The organism is Pantoea sp. CCBC3-3-1, from assembly GCF_007981265.1.
Lineage (GTDB): Bacteria > Pseudomonadota > Gammaproteobacteria > Enterobacterales > Enterobacteriaceae > Erwinia.
This window is the reverse complement of sequence record NZ_CP034363.1, coordinates 1,068,868-1,087,929: the sequence shown is the minus strand read 5'-3', so window position 1 is coordinate 1,087,929 and position 19,062 is coordinate 1,068,868. Positions and strand designations below refer to the sequence as shown.

General features: G+C 52.7%; 23 protein-coding genes. 15 read left to right on the top strand and 8 right to left on the bottom strand.

Annotated elements, in window-relative coordinates:
- Window positions 1-422: 422 nt before the first annotated feature.
- Window positions 423-677 (top strand): biofilm development regulator YmgB/AriR family protein, encoded by a 255-nt coding sequence (locus EHV07_RS04980; RefSeq protein WP_147195658.1) that lies wholly within the window; start codon window positions 423-425, stop codon window positions 675-677.
- Window positions 678-959: 282 nt separating this feature from the next.
- Window positions 960-1,478, top strand: a complete 519-nt coding sequence (locus EHV07_RS04975) for a protein disulfide oxidoreductase (RefSeq protein ID WP_147195656.1) — start codon at window positions 960-962, stop codon at window positions 1,476-1,478.
- A 7-nt stretch (window positions 1,479-1,485) separates the two neighbouring features.
- Here the strand turns inward: EHV07_RS04975 and EHV07_RS04970 are convergent, their stop codons facing one another.
- Complete coding sequence (locus EHV07_RS04970; protein WP_147200530.1) at window positions 1,486-1,776, bottom strand: I78 family peptidase inhibitor; 291 nt, start codon at window positions 1,774-1,776, stop codon at window positions 1,486-1,488.
- A gap of 252 nt (window positions 1,777-2,028) precedes the next feature.
- Complete coding sequence (locus EHV07_RS04965) at window positions 2,029-4,641, bottom strand: EAL domain-containing protein (protein ID WP_254446307.1); 2,613 nt, start codon at window positions 4,639-4,641, stop codon at window positions 2,029-2,031.
- 221 nt (window positions 4,642-4,862) lie between these two features.
- On the opposite strand from EHV07_RS04965, the gene EHV07_RS04960 reads away from it, so the two are divergent.
- The 7 genes from EHV07_RS04960 to EHV07_RS04930 all read left to right on the top strand — a co-directional run bounded on the left by EHV07_RS04960 (window position 4,863) and on the right by EHV07_RS04930 (window position 12,475).
- The gene (locus EHV07_RS04960) at window positions 4,863-5,525 is read left to right on the top strand and encodes a CPBP family intramembrane glutamic endopeptidase (protein ID WP_147195654.1); all 663 of its coding nucleotides are present in this window, start codon (window positions 4,863-4,865) and stop codon (window positions 5,523-5,525) included.
- Window positions 5,526-5,655: 130 nt separating this feature from the next.
- Window positions 5,656-7,221 carry an ABC transporter substrate-binding protein gene (locus EHV07_RS04955; RefSeq protein ID WP_147195652.1) on the top strand — a complete coding sequence of 522 codons (1,566 nt, stop codon included), beginning with the start codon at window positions 5,656-5,658 and terminating at the stop codon, window positions 7,219-7,221.
- Complete coding sequence (locus EHV07_RS04950) at window positions 7,221-8,273, top strand: ABC transporter permease (RefSeq protein WP_147195650.1); 1,053 nt, start codon at window positions 7,221-7,223, stop codon at window positions 8,271-8,273. Before EHV07_RS04955 ends, EHV07_RS04950 begins: the two co-directional genes overlap by 1 nt.
- Window positions 8,270-9,130, top strand: a complete 861-nt coding sequence (locus tag EHV07_RS04945) for an ABC transporter permease (protein ID WP_147195649.1) — start codon at window positions 8,270-8,272, stop codon at window positions 9,128-9,130. Before EHV07_RS04950 ends, EHV07_RS04945 begins: the two co-directional genes overlap by 4 nt.
- Entirely contained in the window at window positions 9,120-9,968 is an 849-nt protein-coding gene (locus tag EHV07_RS04940; RefSeq protein ID WP_174822352.1) for an ABC transporter ATP-binding protein, read from the top strand. Before EHV07_RS04945 ends, EHV07_RS04940 begins: the two co-directional genes overlap by 11 nt.
- Complete coding sequence (locus EHV07_RS04935; RefSeq protein WP_147200528.1) at window positions 9,961-10,626, top strand: ABC transporter ATP-binding protein; 666 nt, start codon at window positions 9,961-9,963, stop codon at window positions 10,624-10,626. The genes EHV07_RS04940 and EHV07_RS04935 overlap by 8 nt, the downstream gene beginning before the upstream one ends.
- Before the next feature lie 265 nt (window positions 10,627-10,891).
- Window positions 10,892-12,475, top strand: coding sequence for an ABC transporter substrate-binding protein (locus EHV07_RS04930; RefSeq protein ID WP_147195647.1), 1,584 nt, complete (start codon window positions 10,892-10,894; stop codon window positions 12,473-12,475).
- A gap of 88 nt (window positions 12,476-12,563) precedes the next feature.
- Here EHV07_RS04930 and EHV07_RS04925 read toward each other — a convergent pair whose 3' ends face one another.
- Together EHV07_RS04925 and EHV07_RS04920 are read right to left on the bottom strand one after the other, a co-directional pair.
- Window positions 12,564-12,758 carry a hypothetical protein gene (locus tag EHV07_RS04925; protein WP_147195646.1) on the bottom strand — a complete coding sequence of 65 codons (195 nt, stop codon included), beginning with the start codon at window positions 12,756-12,758 and terminating at the stop codon, window positions 12,564-12,566.
- A gap of 95 nt (window positions 12,759-12,853) precedes the next feature.
- Window positions 12,854-13,210 carry a DUF305 domain-containing protein gene (locus EHV07_RS04920; RefSeq protein WP_147195645.1) on the bottom strand — a complete coding sequence of 119 codons (357 nt, stop codon included), beginning with the start codon at window positions 13,208-13,210 and terminating at the stop codon, window positions 12,854-12,856.
- A gap of 338 nt (window positions 13,211-13,548) precedes the next feature.
- Between EHV07_RS04920 and EHV07_RS04915 the strand changes: the two genes are divergently transcribed.
- The 3 genes from EHV07_RS04915 to EHV07_RS04905 all read left to right on the top strand — a co-directional run bounded on the left by EHV07_RS04915 (window position 13,549) and on the right by EHV07_RS04905 (window position 15,563).
- Window positions 13,549-13,809, top strand: a complete 261-nt coding sequence (locus tag EHV07_RS04915; RefSeq protein ID WP_147195643.1) for a biofilm/acid-resistance regulator YmgB/AriR — start codon at window positions 13,549-13,551, stop codon at window positions 13,807-13,809.
- Window positions 13,810-14,189: 380 nt separating this feature from the next.
- Window positions 14,190-14,423 carry a hypothetical protein gene (locus tag EHV07_RS04910; RefSeq protein WP_147195641.1) on the top strand — a complete coding sequence of 78 codons (234 nt, stop codon included), beginning with the start codon at window positions 14,190-14,192 and terminating at the stop codon, window positions 14,421-14,423.
- A 123-nt stretch (window positions 14,424-14,546) separates the two neighbouring features.
- Window positions 14,547-15,563 carry an acyltransferase gene (locus tag EHV07_RS04905; protein ID WP_254446306.1) on the top strand — a complete coding sequence of 339 codons (1,017 nt, stop codon included), beginning with the start codon at window positions 14,547-14,549 and terminating at the stop codon, window positions 15,561-15,563.
- A gap of 64 nt (window positions 15,564-15,627) precedes the next feature.
- On the opposite strand, the gene EHV07_RS04900 is transcribed toward EHV07_RS04905, so the two are convergent.
- Together EHV07_RS04900 and EHV07_RS04895 are read right to left on the bottom strand one after the other, a co-directional pair.
- The gene (locus EHV07_RS04900; protein WP_147195639.1) at window positions 15,628-15,852 is read right to left on the bottom strand and encodes a hypothetical protein; all 225 of its coding nucleotides are present in this window, start codon (window positions 15,850-15,852) and stop codon (window positions 15,628-15,630) included.
- 72 nt (window positions 15,853-15,924) lie between these two features.
- Complete coding sequence (locus tag EHV07_RS04895; protein WP_174822351.1) at window positions 15,925-16,491, bottom strand: class I SAM-dependent methyltransferase; 567 nt, start codon at window positions 16,489-16,491, stop codon at window positions 15,925-15,927.
- Window positions 16,492-17,052: 561 nt separating this feature from the next.
- Between EHV07_RS04895 and yjbE the strand changes: the two genes are divergently transcribed.
- The 3 genes from yjbE (at window position 17,053) to EHV07_RS04880 (ending at window position 18,124) form a co-directional block, all read left to right on the top strand.
- Window positions 17,053-17,307: an exopolysaccharide production protein YjbE gene (gene yjbE / locus EHV07_RS04890; RefSeq protein WP_147195637.1), complete on the top strand. Its 255-nt coding sequence runs from the start codon at window positions 17,053-17,055 to the stop codon at window positions 17,305-17,307.
- 155 nt (window positions 17,308-17,462) lie between these two features.
- The gene (locus tag EHV07_RS04885) at window positions 17,463-17,663 is read left to right on the top strand and encodes a hypothetical protein (protein ID WP_147195635.1); all 201 of its coding nucleotides are present in this window, start codon (window positions 17,463-17,465) and stop codon (window positions 17,661-17,663) included.
- Between the two features lie 125 nt (window positions 17,664-17,788).
- Window positions 17,789-18,124, top strand: coding sequence for a nuclear transport factor 2 family protein (locus EHV07_RS04880; protein WP_147195633.1), 336 nt, complete (start codon window positions 17,789-17,791; stop codon window positions 18,122-18,124).
- A 6-nt stretch (window positions 18,125-18,130) separates the two neighbouring features.
- Here the strand turns inward: EHV07_RS04880 and EHV07_RS04875 are convergent, their stop codons facing one another.
- Window positions 18,131-18,607, bottom strand: a complete 477-nt coding sequence (locus tag EHV07_RS04875) for a nuclear transport factor 2 family protein (RefSeq protein ID WP_147195631.1) — start codon at window positions 18,605-18,607, stop codon at window positions 18,131-18,133.
- Window positions 18,608-18,621: 14 nt separating this feature from the next.
- Window positions 18,622-18,918, bottom strand: coding sequence for an anti-adapter protein IraP (gene iraP / locus EHV07_RS04870; protein WP_147195629.1), 297 nt, complete (start codon window positions 18,916-18,918; stop codon window positions 18,622-18,624).
- Between the last annotated feature and the right edge of the window lie 144 nt (window positions 18,919-19,062).

Sequence of the window (19,062 nt, the reverse complement as noted above, 5' to 3'; positions counted from 1 at the left end):
AGATAACGCTTTAACTGAAAACTGCTTTACTAAAATTGCTCGCATACGTTGTCTGTTTCAAAACCGACGGGTGCATTTACTCATAACCGACGTTGCGACACAAGCCCATCGGCATAAAAAAAATGAAATAGCAAATAAGCTACTGATTTTGATAGCAATAAATATCATATTATTTTTGCTGTTTTATCCATCTTTGTTATCGCTCTGCAATTTGGGGCTTTCTGCAGAGAGTAAATTTTGGCAGAGGTGAAAATATTTCCAATCGTTACTGGCATTTCCGCCGCGCCCATCCAGACTAATAAATCTCCACCTGTTTATTTTTTAGGCTAAGCGCCAGACCGTCGTTTTGATGGACTGGACCGTAAGCAATGCTCTTTCCGACCTCACCGGTTTTCACCGAAGGCGTCTTTCAGGAGGTTTATATGAGACATCACACGCCTGGCGCTGGCCGCGCAATCACCGATTATTTTAACAGCCCGGCTTTTCATGCGCCGAAAGAGAGTGAGCTGCTGGCGGCAATCATGACTGAAATGATGCGTAACGGCAGACCAGCAACGACAAAGGCCATTATTGCCAACGTCATCGCGAAGCTTGAAGGCGAAGTTGATGAAAACAAATTGCAGAGCTACCGCAATTTACTCACCCAGCTGCTGGATGAAAAAACGCGATCCGCTTAGCTAAAGGCTAACAACCGTTTCGCCCGTAACGCAAATTCATACCCAACATCACAGGCAAAAAAAACCCGCACAGGGCGGGTTAGGCGACGAGCACTTCTGTTTTGGCGATATTTAAATATCGCTGTTCTTGATGCGTTATCTTATCTCCCCCTTGTTGCAATGGCATGACAGCCTGTCAGGCCTTTTGACAAGATGAGGTAAAAAAAGCCGCCCCGCCTTCAGGAGATGATAAAATTCTCCGACGGCGACAGGAGTCGCGATAAATAATCCAGGGAAAATGGAATGAAACAAAAGATATTTTTCAACCAGGGAACGGCGATCGTTTTGCTAATGCTGTTTTCCGTTGGGCTGGCATCGATTGCCTCAGACTGGCTCAGAGCGCCGACGTTGCCGGAAGAATTTGCCCGCCAGAACCTTCATACCATCGACGGGAAAGAGGTCACCATTGCCGAACTTAGCGCCAAAAAGCCGCTGCTGGTTTACCTGTGGACTAACGGATGCAGTGCCTGTCGCTACACCACCGCGGGAATGCTCACGCTAAGTGACAGCGACTATAACGTGCTGGCCGTTGCGCTACGTTCTGGAAATGATATCCACGTCGTACGCCTGCTGCGTGGCAAACATTTGGTTCTGCCGGTGGTCAACGATCCCGTTGGGGAATTGTTCAGCGGTTGGAACATCAACGCGTCGCCTACTTATCTTATCGTCTCACGCGGCAAGATGGTGCAGAGTACCAGCGGCTGGACCAGTACCCTGAGCATCCGCATTCGTTTGTGGTGGGTCAACAAGTGGTACAGATAAATCACGCTTATCCGCAGTAAACACGGGTGATGATATTTTTACTGTCTCCCATAAAATTCAAGCGATTAAGATTGAAGTCCATGGTGACAGCCGCGTTGTAAGGGACGGCGCGAACGGGCTTTTCAAACCGTACCCCGTCCAGCGATGACAGCGATTTACCCAGGTAATGTTGATACTCTGAGGCGCCGCAGCGATCCATTTCTGGATCACGCTGCGCAGATCCATTTTTCGTCGCTGACTGGCAGCCCGCCAGTACCAATACGGCTGCCAGTAGCGTGACCTTTCCATTAAATATCATGCCGTTTTCCTCATGCACAGGTTTCCATTCAGTTCACCGCAAGGTTAGCAGATAAGCGGCTGTGGATAAAAACGGTGCGCACTTTGTGATCCCGCGCAAAATGGCACAGATTGCTTTTTAAACAGCCTGAGGTGGCGCTATAATTTAGGAATAGTCTTAGCAAAGGAGCAGATTATGGAACTCGTCGTATTTGTTCTCTTCGCGGTTATCATGACCGCCGTTGCGGTTAAAGTCCGCTAGGCTTACAGCCCGTTATACGGGCTGTTTTCTTATCCCCAGCGTCACCGGTTCGTTAAGCAACAGGCTAAAGCGCTCAAGCGGCATGGGCCGTCCAAGGTAGTAACCCTGCCCTTCCTGACAGGCAATAGCCTGTAGCTCCTGCAACTGTTCGCGCGTTTCAACACCTTCCGCCGTTACCGTTAGCGCAAAGGCTTTACCCAGCCCGATAATCCCTTCCACAATCGACGCGGCCTGCGAACAATGGGGAAAATCGTTCATATAGGAGCGATCCATTTTCATGCCGTCAAACGGGAAGGTTTTTAAATACCCCAGCGAGGCGTGTCCGGCCCCAAAATCATCAACCGTCAGTTTAACGCCCAGCTTTTTCAGCTGCTGCATCACTTCCAGTGCGCTTTGTGGATTCTCCAGCGTAATATTTTCCGTGATCTCCAGCTCCAGACGCCCGGCTGCCAATCCGCTGCGAGCGAGCGCCTCGGCAACGCGTTTTGCCAGATTGCCGCTGCGAAACTCCACGGGTGAAATATTCACCGAAACATACATCGCTTCTGGCCAGGTTAAAGCATCGGTACAGGCTCGGGTCAACACCCAGTCGCTGATTTCAACGATCAGGCCGGTTTCTTCCGCCAGGCCAATAAACTTGTCCGGCATGATCAGCCCTTTGTCCGGATGCTCCCAGCGGATAAGCGCCTCCGCGCCATCCAGTCTGGCATTTTTCAGCCCGTAGCGAGGCTGATAGTAAAGTCGCAGCTCGTTGCCAACGATAGCTTTGCGCAGGCCACGCTCCATTTCACGCCGTAGTACCAGGTGTTCCGCCATTTCCGGGCTGTACCACGTCCAGCGGTTACGGCCTTCACGCTTCGACTTATACAGGGCAATATCCGCCAGCCGCAGCAGTTCCTCCGCCTGCATCGCATCTTTCGGGGCGAGCGCAATCCCCATACTCGCGCCAATAAATATCTCCTGCTGGCCCAGATAAAAAGGCCGACAAATTTCATTCAGCAACGCCCGACAGCAGTTGTTTATCTCCTGCTCATTCGCCAGATCGGAGACAATCACAATAAATTCATCGCCGCCCTGCCGTGATACCAGGTCGCCGGCTTTCAGCACACTGCGTAAACGGAGCGACACTTCATTTAGCACACTGTCGCCCGCCGCATGGCCCCAGGTGTCATTGATCGGTTTGAAATTGTCGAGATCAAGACTGATCAACACCAGCGGCCGTTCCGCGGTGGGATGTGCCTGTAGCCTGCCAAGTAAAAATTCACTCATATAGAGCCGGTTTGGTAGTCCGGTTAACGCATCATGCTGTGAGAGATAGTGAATACGTGCCTGATCTTCGACTTCTTTGGTCACATCCGAAACCGTGCCACGGTAGCCAGCAATCTGCCCGTTACCTTCAACCACCTTAGTGACCAGAGTACAAATGCGCGTTTCTCCACCAGCAGAAACCGAATAACAGCGTAGCGTCTGTCGGTGATGCTCCTCACGCTGCTGAAAAATCCAGCCAGACACGGGCTGAGTGTCATGCTGCAAAAGATCGTCGATGGATTTGCCAAGCAGTTGCTCAACATCGTAGCCGGTGACGGCAGTGAAACGCTCCGACAGATAAATTAAGATGCCCTGCGCATTGGTCTCCCAGATCCAGTCCGACGCGGTTTCGGCTACGTCGCGAAAACGTGCTTCGCTGGCCGCCAGTTCGCGCTGGCTGTGCATCAGCAGCAAAAAGCGCTGGTCGCACAGCATGGCGTTATGCATCGCATGATTAACCACTCTGCGTGCCACCAGGCCAAGAATAACCGCGGCGGCAAACAGCATAGGCAACAGGATCAGCAGTAAATTTCGCCCCGGCTCATCGGAATCCCAGCGGATGACGACCGGCGTACTGTCTGCCACTTCTTCGTTGATAAAAGGCGTAATAAACGCATCCTGTAAACTACCAGGTACGCGGGCATTGGCCACGCCGATTGCTGCACCGAAATCACGTAATTTTTCCGGCGTTAAACGATCGATGAAAATCAGCACGGAAGGCATTCCGGCCCGGGTTTTCAGTCCGGGGACTTTTCCTGTGGTAATTGGGGCAGCCGCCACGATAGCCGGTGTCGAGCCAATCATCATGTTGGTTGAGGTCGCACTTTCCTGCTTCAGCAGTGCTCTGGCCTGTCTGACCAGCGGTGCGGCATGAGTACCCAACCAGCTTTCAACCGGCAAGTCCGACAGCTGGCCGTTAATGACTGAATAACGCGTACGGCCTTCGCCATCGACAACAAACACGCCTTCGTAATGGAATTCACTGAACAGACCCGGCCCGAGATTTTGCTGATCGTACGCCCAGTCGGTATCCACATTCAGATGCAGATGGTTCCAGGCTTCGCCCCAGAAGGCGTAGTCACGAATGTTCTTCATTAAATCCTGGCGACGATCCTTCCAGCCGTTATGCAGCAGAAGGCTCTCTTGCCTGATGGAGCTTTCGTTCTGTCGCCAGGCAATTCCTACCACCATCAGCATCGACAGCAGCACTACGCCGCTCATCAGCAGAGAAAGCGACATTAAAAGTCGTCGGGTAAAAAAAGTGCTTTTCTGACCGTCAGTCAGCACCAGGTTTGTCTGTAATGGGGAAAAATTCATTTATCCGGACCTTTTCCTGCTGACTGGCGAACGTTCCTGTTCGTCAGTTTTGAGGGCATCTGAGAAAATCGCTGGTCCACAACTTCTCCAGACGCGATCGATAAGTGCACTATCGGCCTGGAGGCTAAACAATTTAGGTCTGTCGGTGAGTTATTCCTCTGCCTCGACAGCGGCAGGGGCGCTTGCTAACATCGGCCGATCCCTTTCCCGGAACGCCTCGAATGAAGAATGAGTATGAAAAGGTGGTTCATACCCTGCTGTGTCTGGGAATGTGCCTGATTTGGTTCAGCATAACGTTGCTGTTAAAAACGTCTGCAAGCTATCCGCTGCTGCTTAACAACGGCATGCTGATGCCGGTTCTTTGCACAATGGAATTTTGCATACTGGTGCCGCTCTATCTCTGGTATACCCGTCGCTATCAGGCGATCCCGCTGGGAAAGCTGCGAGGCAGTCAAATGTTGCTGTTCGGTCTGCTGTTGTTGGGACTGATTGCTTTACAATCCTTGTATATGCAGCAGGAAAGCTGGACCCATTCGCAGCTGGGCCAGGGCGAAGCATGGCGAAGAACGCTGGCGTTTTCAGTGGCTGTCGTATTACTTGCGCCCTTCTTTGAAGAAATAATTTTTCGGGGCTTTTTGCTGGAATCTTTATTGATCTGGGCACCAGAACAACGCTTTGCCTGCGCTTTACTCACCTCATTAGCCTTTGCCGCAATGCATACGCAATACACTCATCCGCAAACCCTGATTGCGCTTATCGCCCTTTCACTCCTGCTATGTTATGCCAGAATGAAATCCGGTGGCCTCAAACTGCCGGTGGCGCTGCATATGCTAAATAACGCCCTTGGCGTCGCTCCCGCGCTCTGGCTTAGCTGGCAGCGCTGAACTTAAGGATTAGCATTTATAACCATTACGACTGGGTTATAACTTTTTCGAATATCGATAGCGGATATTCTACTATTGGTCTGACGAGGCGCTCCTTTACACTCGCTGGCAAATTATAAAAGGAAACGTCATGAAAATTATTGTCCCAATGATCGCCGCGGCGCTGGCGGGTTCTTTTGCAGCACAGGCTGCCACGCCGCCAGATACGCTGGTAATCGCACAATCTATTGATGATGCAAGCAGCTTTGACCCGGCAGAAGGTTTCGAACTGACCTCGGTACAGGCCTTCACCAACCTTTATCAACGTCTGGTGCAGTCTAATCCACAAAACCCGACCGAACTGCAACCGACGCTGGCCTCCAGCTGGCAGCCCGGTAAAGACAATCGCAGCCTGACGTTTACCTTACGTGACGGTGCAAAATTTGCTTCCGGCAATCCAGTGCGCCCGGAAGACGTTATTTTCTCTCTCAGCCGCGTGGTCAAACTTAACCTTGATCCTTCATTTATCCTTACCCAACTGGGCTGGACGAAAGAGAACGTTGATACTCAGCTGAAAAAAATTGACGACACGCATGTGCAGGTAAGCTGGACTGCCGATGTCAGCCCCACCTATGTTCTGAGCCTGCTTGCCGCGCCCGTCTCTTCCATCGTTGATGAAAAGATCGCGACGGCCAATGCCAAAAATGGCGATTTCGGTAACAAATGGCTGGCTCTGCATTCGGCAGGCAGTGGTCCGTATCAGATCCGCAAGTTCATCCCGCATGAAGTCGTGCTGTTTTCTGCTAACGCAACCTCACCGGGCGGCGCACCTAAGCTTAAAAATGTCCTGATCAAAAACGTGCCGGAACCGGCTGCCCGCCGACTGCTGCTTGAGCAGGGCGATGCGGATATCGCGCGTAACCTGGGTGCCGATCAGATGGCCGCGCTGAAAGGCAAAGCCGATGTGAAACCGCTGGCGATCCCGATGGCCTCGCTGTACTACATGCAGTTCAACATCGACGCTAATCCCGTATTGAAAAATCCGGCGCTGTGGGAAGCTTCACGCTATCTGTTCGACTACCACGGCATTGCCGACGACTTGCTGAAAGGCCAGTTCCAGGTCCATCAGTCGTTCCTGCCGGAAGGTTTCCTCGGTGCGCTGAACGATAACCCATACACGTTTGATCCTGAAAAAGCCAAAGCGATTCTGGACAAGGCCGGGCTGAAAAACGTCAGCTTTAAGCTGAGCGTCAGCAATCAGCCGCCGTATCTGGATATTGCTCAGGCGTTGCAGGCCAGCTTTGCTAAGGGTGGCATCAAGGTTGAGCTGATCCCTGGCATCAGCACTGAAGTCGCCACTTCGGTAAAAGCGCATAAATATGAAGCGACGCTGAATGCCTGGGGCGCGGATTATTTCGATCCGAATACCAACGCTTCTGCCTTTGCTTACAACCCGGAAGACGGCAGCAAAACGCTGGCGTGGCGTTCTAACTGGCACATTCCCGAGCTGAATAAGCAAACGCTGGCGGCTACGGCTGAAAGCGACAAGGCGAAACGCGTTGAGCTGTACAAAAACATGCAGCGCGAAGTGCAAAAGAATTCGCCGTACGTAGTGGGCTTGCAGGCTCGCAACCTGATTGCGCTGCGCGCAAATCTTAAGGGCTATATTCAGGGCATCAACCCCGATATGGTTTACTACAGCCAGGTCACTAAGTAATGGTATCACTTGCTGCTGAAGCCGGGTCCGCCCGGCTGTTTTGGTTACGAGCCGGACGTGTCATGACCGGTTTGGCCTCGCTGGCGGTGACGCTGCTTGGCCTGCTGGCGTTCACGTTTATGCTTTCTCATCTCTCGCCGGTCGATCCCGTGTTGCAGATTGCCGGCGACCACGCCAGTGAATCTACCTATGCTCAGGTTCGTCGCGAGCTGGGTCTGGATCAGCCGCTGCTGATGCAGTTCTGGCATTACCTCACGCATCTGGCCCATGGTGATTTGGGCATCTCCCGCCTGACTAATTCGTCAGTTGCAGGTGATTTGATGCGCACTTTCCCGGCGACGATCGAGCTGGCAAGCTGCGCCATGCTGTTCGGTGCCGTTTTTGGCATTCTGCTGGCGCTGCTGGCGGCGTGGAAACCAGGAAGCGTGGTCGATAATCTGGCTCGTCTGGTTTCGCTGCTGGGCTATTCGGTGCCGGTATTCTGGCTTGGTCTGCTCGGCCTGCTGCTGTTCTATGCCGTGCTGCACTGGTCAGCCGGGCCGGGACGGCTGGACGATATCTGGATCTATACGCTCGAACCGAAAACCGGTCTGGTGCTGGTCGACAGCTGGCTTTCCGGTGATAAAGAGATGTTCCGCAACGCGATTGCGCATCTCTGGTTGCCGGTTGTGGTGCTGGGCCTGTTGGCAATGGCCGGGATCACCCGCCTGCTGCGTGCGGCGCTACTGGAAGAGAACAGCAAAGAATACGTGACGCTCGCCCGCGCAAAAGGCGCCAGCCGGGGCCGCATTCTGTTACTGCATATTTTCCCTAACGTGCGCGGCACGCTAATCACGGTTCTCGCGCTTTCTTACGCCACGCTGCTGGAAGGCTCAGTACTGACTGAGACCGTCTTCGCCTGGCCCGGCGTGGGTCGCTACATGACGACCGCGCTGTTTGCTTCTGACACGCCAGCGATTCTTGGCTCGACGCTGCTGATTGGCGGCTGCTTTATTACGCTCAATGCACTGGCGGACGCGTTAACTTATCTCACCGATCCGAGAACCCGATGACGCAAAATTTAACCGATATTGAAATCGCGAAGCCGCAGCGTCGTCGCCGTGTGCGCGTAACCTCGCTGGCGATTGGCGGTACGCTGGTGGCGATATTGCTGCTGGCGGCGCTATTGGCACCGCTACTGGCACCTTTTGATCCTAATGCACAGCTGATGACTGCTCGCCTGTTGCCGCCTTCCTCAGCACACTGGCTGGGCACGGATGGTTTTGGCCGCGATCTGCTTTCACGCGTTATCTATGGTGCGCGCCCTACCCTGCTGCTGGTTTCGTTGATCCTGCTCCTGACCATTCCGGTTGGCATGCTGGTCGGCATTTGTGCCGGCTACCTTGGCGGCTGGACCGAGCGCGTGCTGATGCGCATTACCGACATTTTCCTGTCTCTGCCGAATCTGGTCATTGCGCTGGCGCTGGTCGCCATGCTGGGGCCAGGCCTGATGAACGGTGCGCTGGCGCTGGCGCTGACCAGCTGGCCGCCGTTTGCCCGCCAGGCCCGTGCGGAAACGCTGGCATTGCGCCGCAGTGATTATCTGGCCGCTGCGCGTATGCAGGGCATCAACGGCCTGCGCCTGATGTTCGGCCATATTCTGCCGCTCTGCCTGCCAAGCGCGGTCGTGCGTGCGGCACTGAGCCTCGGCGGTATAATTCTTTCGGCTGCCGGACTGGGCTTTTTAGGCATGGGCGTACAGCCGCCGACCGCGGAATGGGGTTCGATGGTCGCCGAAGGCAGCAAGGTCATTTTCGATCAGTGGTGGGTTGCCGCCGCACCGGGCGGGGCGATTTTGTTTGCCAGCCTGGCCTTTAACCTGACGGGCGACGGCCTGCGTGACCGACTGGATACCCGAAATGCCAACTGAAAATTCCCCGCTGATCGTCGCAAAACGTCTGCATATCGCCAGCGCAACCGGTACTGCGCTGGTAAAAGATATCAGCTTCAGCCAGGGCCGGGAACGCGTGGCGCTGGTCGGCGAATCCGGTTCCGGCAAGTCGCTTACCGCCCGTAGTCTGATGGGCCTGTTGTCGCCTTCGCTCCAGCTGCATGCCGACACGCTAAGCGTTGCCGGTGAAAACGCCCTGACGCTAAACGAGCGTCGCTGGAGCCAGCTTCGCGGAAGCAAGCTGGCAATGGTTATGCAAGACCCGAAATATGCCTTGAACCCGATGCGAACTATTGGCTGGCAGGTTGCGGAACCGCTGAAGCTGCATAGCCGTTTGGGCCGTGCAGAGATTAAAGAGAAAGTTTGCGACATGCTGGATGCGGTAGGTCTGCCGCAGCCCGCTCAGCTTATGCAGCGCTATCCCCACCAGCTTTCCGGCGGGATGGGACAGCGTGTGATGCTGGCGATTGCGCTGATTGCCGATCCGCAATTTCTGATTGCCGATGAACCCACCTCCGCGCTCGATCACGCTATGCGCGATCAGGTGCTGGCGCTTATCCGCCGCCTGGTGGAAGATCGCAACATGGGGCTGTTGCTAATTAGCCACGATTTACAGCAGGTTTCCGAGCACTGCGAACGCGTGATGGTGATGTATCAGGGCGATATTCTCGATACGTTACCGGCTGCCGAGCTGCCAAATGCTACTCACCCGTATACCCGCACGCTGTGGTCCTGCCGTCCGAGTAAGGCGACGCAGGGCAAACCGCTGCCGGTTCTGGATCGTGCAGCACTGGAGGCTCACCGTGAACATGATTGATCTGCAAAACCTGAGCGTTTCGCATCGCCAGGGCTATGAGCAGCGTACCGTCGTCCATGATGTTTCTCTGACCGTCGCCGCCGGTGAATGCTTTGGGCTGGTTGGCCCGTCCGGCTGCGGCAAGTCGTCGCTGCTGTGGGTGATGGCTGGTCTGAATCCTCACTGGGACGGCAGGATGACGCTGGCCGGTCATGAAGCGGCGCACGGCAAAGCTTTTACCGGTCAGCTTCGTCGTGATGTGCAGATGGTGTTTCAGGATCCCTATGCTTCGCTGCATCCTCGACATCGCCTCCGCCGCACCCTGGCCGAGCCGTTAAAACTGCTGAAAGTGCAGGATATCAACGATCGCATCGACAGCGGCTTCCGCCATGTTGGTCTGGATCCTGCGCTGGCCGATCGCTATCCGCATCAGCTCTCTGGCGGTCAGCGTCAGCGCGTGGCAATTGTACGGGCGCTGCTGCTCCAGCCGAAAATCCTGCTGCTGGATGAGCCAACCTCAGCGCTGGATATGTCGGTACAGGCCGAAATCCTCAATTTGCTGAACACGCTTAAGCAGCAGGATAATCTGACGATGGTACTGGTGAGCCACGATCCCGACGTGATCGATCATATGTGTGACCGCGCGGTTCGCATGGATCGCGGCCATATCGTCGGTTGAGTGTGCTGGCTTTAAAAGCCGCCATGTTCTGATGGCGGCTTTTTACTCTCTTTTGTATCGCCGGTTCCCCCTGCCGATGTGTATTCAGACTTTTTCTATCGGTGTCAGTACGGCATATCTCCCGCTCTGCTTATCAGCGCGCCTGCAACCATAAGCCCTTGATCTGGCTAATGTCTTAAACAGCTAACGCTTGCCGGAATCCGCATTTCCCTGCCTCTCTTTTCCGCCTATAGTCCTGATATCACTCCTTATTCAGGATATGCCCATGCGAAAGCTTGCTCCCCTCGCCCTTGCTCTCTCCTGCCTGCTGTCGGGCATTCAGATCTCTCACGCTGCCACACCGTCAGATACATTGATTGTGGCGATCCCGCTGGATGGCATTATCAGCTTTGACCCGGCAGAAAGCTTCGAAACGGTCAGCAGCAGTAGCCTGGTGAATATCTATCAGGGACTGCTGGCGTCGGATCATAGCGATCCCCGGAAGCTGGTTCCGGCACTGGCAAGTTCGTGGCAACCCGGCAGCAGTGAACACAGCCTGTTGTTTACGCTGAAACCGGGAACGACCTTTGCCAGCGGCAATCCTGTTACCGCGGACGATGTCATCTATTCCTTCCGCCGCGTCGTGCAGCTGAATAAAACCCCGGCGTTTCTGTTTAGCGAGTTTGGCTGGACGCCGGACAATATCGACCAGCAGCTGATCCGACGCAGCGATAGCCAGGTCGAGCTTCGCTGGTCTTCCAACATTGGCCGTGATTTGGCGCTGCGTCTGCTGACCGCACCGGTTGGATCGGTTATCGACAGCAAGCTGGCAGAGCAGCATGCCGTTAACGGCGATTTTGGCAATGGCTGGCTGCGTACACATTCTGCGGGCAGTGCAGGTTACAGTATCCGTAATTATGTGCCTCAGCAGGCGCTGGTTCTGGAGAAAAACCCCCACGCCGCTGAACAGCCTAAGCTTGAGCGCGTCATTCTGAAAAACGTAGCCGATCCGGGTTCACGCCGTCTGCTGCTGCAACAGGGCGATGCCGATGTGGCTTACGATTTAGGTGCCGATCAGTTTGCCGCACTGAAAAATCAGCCGGGCATAAAGGTCGAAAGTTTCCCTTCCAGCCTGGTTTATTACCTCGGCTTTAATACTCAAAACAAACAGCAAAGTGCGTTAGGCAATCCCGCTCTGTGGCAGGCAGCGCGTTGGCTGGTAGATTACAATGCTATCTCGAAAGATTTGCTGAAGGGGCAATATCAGGTTCATCAGACCATTCTGCCTCAGGGTTTTGATGGCGCGCTGGAAAACCAGCCGTTCCATTATGATTTGGCAAAAGCGAAGCAGATCCTGGCGCAAGGCGGCATCAAGCCGGGTACGCGTTTTTCAATGACAATCGCGAATCAGCCGCCGTATACCGACGTTGCGCAGGCGCTACAGGCCAGTTTTGCCAAAGCCGATATCACTATCGATATCCAGCCGGTAGCGGAGGCTGAACTGTGGGGAAAAATGCGTGGCCGTGACTTCCAGTCAATCTTTGTCTACTGGGGATCGGACTACGTCGATCCGAACAGTAACGCCAATGCCTTTGCGTACAACGTACCGGGCGGCCCGAAAACGCTGGCGTGGCGGGTGGGTTGGCAAGTGCCAGAATTGAGCAAGCAAACGCAGACGGCGGCAGCGGAAAGCGATGTGCAAAAGCGTATTGCGCAGTATCAACAGCTGCAAACCGAAATCCAGCAGAATTCGCCTTATGTGGTGACGCTTCAGGGACAAAAACTGGTGGGTTTACGCGAAAACATTCAGGGCGCGCAACAGAATATTGGCGTCAGCATGCTGTATTACGATCGGGTGAGCAAGCGCTGAGTCGCGCTGTCCGCATCCCGCAGGAGCAAAGCAAACTCCCCTCAAATATGACCTTTGAGGGGACGTTTTAACCGGCTGCTAGCCGCATTCAGGAAATAGCGGAGTCTGAAGCGTGCTTGTGTTTGTCAGCTTCGAAATGCGCTTTGAACTGCTCATAAATCGAGATCATATTTGCGGCATCGCCCTGCATCGGGCTAAGTTTTCCCGCGCGTACCAGTTCGATCACCAGCTGCAACGCAGCCTGTTTTGGGCTGCTGGCAGGATGAGAAATTTCAGATGTCATAACGGCTTCCGTAAATAGGGGTTAAAGGATAATTTTAACAACTTTCACCCTGCCCGCTATAACTTTTTCACCGCTCAGGTGCCCGCCTGTCTGCTTTATTTCGGCTGATGTTTCAGCCAGTTCTGCATGCGGTCGATTTCCGGCTGCTGCGCCTTAATAATCTCCGCTGCCAGCGCGCGCATCTCGGGATCTTTACCGTATTTCAGCTCGGTTTTCGCCATGTCGATCGCGCCCTGATGGTGGGCCGTCATGCCTTTGGCGAAAGCCCGGTCAGGATCGCTTTCCTGCATGCTCGTCATCATCTGATGATGCATTTTGTCCATTCCCGCCTGATAGCTTTGCTGCGCTGCTGACGCTGACGCTGGCGCATGCCCGGCCATGGCCTCTTTACCGTCGGCATTAACCGCAGCAGAAAATATCAGGGTACAAATTAAAGCCGTCATTTTATGCATGATGTCTTCCTGTATCGGTGAACGAATGTTATCCACATTATCCTGCACCTTCCCGTAGGGGTAAGGTCAAGAGACCGATTGCTGATGACGCCAAAATGAATAATTATGCAAAACAAAGCAAACCTGTACAGTTAGAAATTAAACTTGTACAGAAAGTGAAAAGCGTCTACCTTTTTACGCTGTAACGTATTATGCACTTGCATGGCCTCAGGAAGTGATTGTGGGTTTCCCACTTCCCGAGGCTCTTTTTTAGACTGCGCACAAACCATAATGCATTTCTTGCATCAGACAGCCGCATGCCCCGACGCCGCTTCGTTGGGGAACCTGGAGAAAAACACATGCACAGCACTTTGACCAAGAGCAACCATGAACTGGCCGAGTATTTCCAGACTGAGATAAAAGAAGCCCATACTGAAGTTGAAATTCTTGGCTCCGTTGTCGTAGAAATCCTACACAGCGGCGCGCCGGTGACGAATAAAGCGATTATCAGCCGTTTGCTACAGCGACTGGAGACCTCCAGCGATGTGGTTTCTCTGGATATTCATCGCCATGCGCTGGAGCTTGTTGTGCATCAGACCGAAGATGATCCGGTTGCCTGACGGCATTTGACAGGCTGCCAAACGCCGCCTGTCAGCCCCTTTTAGCCCGCCTAAGGCAAATTGTTTTTTTTTGCCCTGTTACTGCATAGATAAGCTGGTACTAAAAGTGCTCCTTTTTTCTTTGCCTCCGGCAAAAAATGGGACTTAAGTCTCCAATAACATACTGTTTTTAAAGGTAACCCTTTAATAGCCCCCGCCGTAATCTCATTCCAGCCTTATTCAGAATATGTTAATCGTGCTTTCCAGGCTTCTTCCTATATTTACTTCGCACGCTTGCAGCTAACTTAACCGACCGTTAACGTCATACTCTATAACTGGCAGTGCCTGATAAAAGCAGAGCCGACCCCTTTTTTAATTCTTAACGTCTGGCCGTATTTATTATGAATGGATTAAGTAAATTTATTACGCTGAGTATTCCAGCGATTTTTGCTGTTCTGCTACCCACAGTACAGGCTGAAACCGTCACCGTGTCGCTTTCGCAGGAACAGGATGGCGGATCGGCGGGTCGTGCCTGCATGTACATTCATCAGGGCAAAGCCGAATACCGTATTGTTAACGCTGCGGCTAGCTGTCCGGCTTCAGTAACGGTTGAAACGCACGCACGCCGCACCTAACCGGTGATAGCGCTTTTTTCTTGTTCGGAGATACGTCGACACGACGGAGTATGTTACCTTTAGCCCATTGGCTATAATCTGACTGCTCGCGTCCGATTGTGCTTCTTGACAAGGAGTTAGGGGTTGAAAACGATCAATATTAAGTTGCTGACGCTGTTGGCAACATTTCTCGTCATTTTATTGCACACTGCAGCAATACCTTTCAGCTATTTCCACGCTGCCTGGTCGGTATCGGTGATGTATGAAGCGTTAGGGCGCATCGCTTTTCCTCTGTTCCTGCTAATCGCGGGTTTTGTCTCACTCAACAAAAACGAATCGCTGCTCAGTACATTAAAAACCCGCGTGCTGGATTTGGTGATCCCGCTGGTTGTCTGGTCAGCTATCTACCTTGTTTATAACCAGCAGATCAACGGTAGCAGCGCTCCGGTTAGCCTGCTGGAACTGCTCAGTACGCCCGCCTATCCGCATCTGTGGTTTGTCTACACCATGATCCTGCTCTATCTGGTGACGCCGTTACTGAACACCTTCATCCAGAACGGTAGCCAGCAACGAGTGAACTACACCCTGACGGTATGGTTTGTGCTCGCTTCGGTTTATATGCTGTTTGATAACGTAAAGGCTAACCTGCTGGAAGGCCAGGCACTGCCGGTGCCGAGCAATATTGATATGGTGGTTTATCTTTCGGGGTTTTATATCATTGGTGGCGTGGTCAGGCGCTTTGATATCAATCCAAAGGTCATCATCTCGGCCATTATTTTTATCCTTTCTGCGGTGTTAACCGCCGTTATGACCTACTCGCTTTCTATCAGTACCTTCGCCCCTAATCAGGTGTTTCTGTTCTACTCGGCACCGACGATTGTGGTTGTGTCCCTGGCCTGCTTCTTTATGCTGTTGAACGCCCCTTTCGCCTGGCGAGAGCATACCAACAATGCCATTCATTCGCTGTCGAGGTTAAGTATTGGGATTTTCTTTGTGCACCCTATTGTGCTCGAAACCCTGCTTAAGACGCTGCATATCGAGTTCGAAGGCTACTATTCTGCCCTGACTATCCCGCTGGTTGCGCTGGTTTGCTTTGCCATTTCCGCAGTGATTGTCTGGCTGTTACGCCAGGTCCGCTGGGTACGTCGCATTGCCCCCTAACGAAAACGGCCGCACCTGAAGGAGCGGCCGTTCTTCCGGAATGCTACCGGGCGCCACAGGCTTGTCAGGCTGAGGCAAATCTGTGTGGCTGATTGATTGCTTTACGTGCAATCCAGTAGAGCAAAATTCTCTCTTCATCGTTGTCCTGGTCTGCCATCGCTAACAGCTTCAGCGCCAGCGTGGCTTTATTGACCGGCTGTCCCGTTACGCTCAGGTCAACCACCGCTTTGCCTATGATGTTGCAGACTTCATCATCACTCGATGTTGGTAATTCAGTTTCAATGCTCATCGTCTCCTCCTGTAATGGGTGAATAATAAGCCTGGCAGACCCTTCAGAGATTGCCATCTCGAATTTTCCTGGTTACTTCTCAGCCTGGGGACGCTGGCAGCTGTAGACCCAGGCCGGCGGCAGGTTGCGCAGTACACGCGTGCGGTTCCAGACGAAATAGCTGGAGAGCAGTGGCTCAGAGAGGGAAGTATATTGAAACTGCACAAAGACGCCCCCCGGCGTAAGCCGCTGTGCGGCCCGTTCAAGAATGTCATGGCGAACAGATTGCGGTAGCGAGAGCAGCGGCAAACCGGAGAAAATCGCGTCGTATTCGCCGCTTAACGTTTCCGCCGACGCAGCAGAAATTTGCAGTCTTTTGTCGCCGATCGCCTGTAATTTCGAATGAAATCTGGGGTTTGTCTCGAAAGCCAGCAGTCCGGCATCCGGCCGCATACGCTGTAGCAGATGCCGGGTTAACACGCCGTCTCCGGCACCCAGCTCCGCGATCCGGGCACACTCGCTCCAGTCCACGGCATCAGACATCGTTTTGCACAATGACAGTGAAGATGGCGCAATAGTCCCGGTTTGCCGCGGATCGGAAAGAAATTCCTGCAGATAGTCTGTTTTATTTTTAATCCAGGAACACGCAGATAACAGCATAATTGGGCCTCTGGCGAAAATGTATTCTTATCAGGCCACAGATAGGTCAGGGAGTTCTTAAAAGCCTCCCGGTGAAAGGAAAACTAAGACTATTCGTATCAGGAAAAGGGGTTAACCGGCTCGTTGTTTATATCTGTTCATGCCTGTACACATTGACACACACTTAAGGCCGCTATAAAAATTTTGGTTAAGTGAAAACCCGGCGTTTATTTCGCCAATCAGTACCATCGTTTATTCTTAAAATGCGGCTGTAAATACACTTATAACTGGCGCTTATTTACGCCCACGACAACCTGCTAAATAATTAAATCATTATTACCCTGGCGTTAAGAAAATTCTGCATTTTGACAGGTCGACTTCATATTTCTTGCCATTTAAAATTTTTCATCAGATTAAAACCAAATAAAACATGCCGTTAAACTCTATTAACTCGCGGACCTGTTTATCCATTTACTCACTGGAAAACAGAGAAAAGCCCCCTTCTCACGCTATTTTCAACTCGCCGCTTTGAAATTAAGCTCTGTGCAACAACACCTGTTTACTGCCCGAGGATAAATAATAATGAAAAAGATCACAGCACTTGTCCTGTTCCTGATGATGGCCGGCAGCAGCAGCGCCTGGGCGGCCCCCGCTGCCGGGGCCGCTGCGGGGAGCGAAGCGACAACGATGTCAGACGGCGATTCTAATGCCGTAGGCGTAGGCGCCGTTACCGCATTGCTCGGCGTCGCTTTAGCCACCATGGGCGGCGGCGGTGGCGATGATGGCTCCACCAGCACCACGACAACCACGACCACAACCTCAACAACCGCGCCATAATCGCTGTTGATTGCCTGATGGCCTTCCCTTAACGGAAGGCCATTTTTTTATGCGTACGCAACGGCCTGGCTTTCATCGACAGACACAGCAAAACCACCGCCGCCTCGCTCATCACCTATACTGGGTATTGATACAGAGCGTCAGAGGAGTGGGCAATGCTAATTGGATTCGTTTTACTGGTCAGCGCATGTGGTCATGATGCCTGTGACGCCCTGCCCGTTTCTGAACATATTTTCCCAACACAAACGGCCTGCCAACAGATGGCGGATCGCATTCATCAGCGTCGTCCCAATGCCGTGCTGATGTGCGGCGAAGTATGGCGACATGATGGCAGTGAAACGACCAACGTCAATTAACGGGCAAATTTTATCCCCGACCTTCTACATCCTTGTACACATAGCCTAAATTTTACTTTTATTACTGACAAAGTTAAATTAATTTATATTCACTATTTATGAATATAAATTCAATGGAGATCAAGATGTCAGTAACGCTTCCTGTCGAAAAGCAGTTCGCCGCCTATAACGCCCACGATCTGCCGGCCTTTATCGCCTGTTTCTCGGAAAACTTTACTGCATGGCGGATGCCAGCAGATTCTCCTTCGCTCACCGGAAAAACGGCTCTGGCTGAGTTTTACCGCGATCATCGATTTAATAATGCAAACCTGAGAGCGGAGCTGCTGTCGCGTACCGTACTGGGCAATCAGGTATTCGATCATGAGGTGATCTATGGGTTACAGGCTGAACCCATAGAAAGTATTGCGGTGTTTGAGATAGCGGACGGGCTGATACAAACTGCGTGGTTTTATTTCGCCTGAGGCGGGCTACAAGCCCAGCTCGCTAAGCCCCGGATGATCGTCCGGGCGGCGGCCGAGGGGCCAGTGGAATTTACGCTCGGATGCCTGAATCGGCAGATCGTTAATGCAGGCGTAGCGATGCGCCATCAGTCCGTTATCATCGAATTCCCAGTTTTCGTTACCGTATGAGCGATACCAGTTTCCGGCCTCATCATGCCATTCATAGGCATAACGCACGGCGATACGCCGCCCGTCCACCGCCCAAAGCTCTTTGATTAGCCGGTAGTCCAGCTCCTTTTGCCATTTACGGCTGAGAAACGCTTCAGCTTCCTGTCGGTTAGAGACAAACTCAATCCGGTTACGCCAGCGAGTATCGGTGGTATAGGCCTGCGCCACGTTGTGCGGATCGCGGCTGTTCCAGCCATCTTCTGCCAGACGAACCTTTTCCTTCGCGGTTTCATGGGTAAAAGGCGGCAACGGCGGACGATGTAGAGTCTGAGACATAATTTTCCCCCAGATTAGTTAGGCTCTTCGACGTTTTTCTTCTCATCAATGTAGCGAGTGACGGCCAGCAGACGGTTAATGTGGGTCAGCAACAGATCGACATCCGTTTGCAAAAATTGTTGCCCGGAAGAGGTGGCCGCAAGTACGGCATTTTGAATATTTTCCGAGATAGTGGACGCGCCCTCTTTTCCTGCCGTCAGCAGCAGCGCCGCGATGAGCAAAGACTGAGCTTCCACCTGTGCGGTCAGTTCCTTCGCATCGACTTCAACCTTAGCGATTTTCATTAAAATATCGATTACTAATTGCTTCATGGTTACTCCCCGGCGTGTAGTGCTTCTGAAATTACCTTAGGTCCGACAGCGAGTAAACAAAAAATGCGAAAAAGCCGCTTCATTGCCTCAATGCCGTTTAGGTATTAATCGTTAATTTTCATTAAGTTAAAATTTACAGATAGT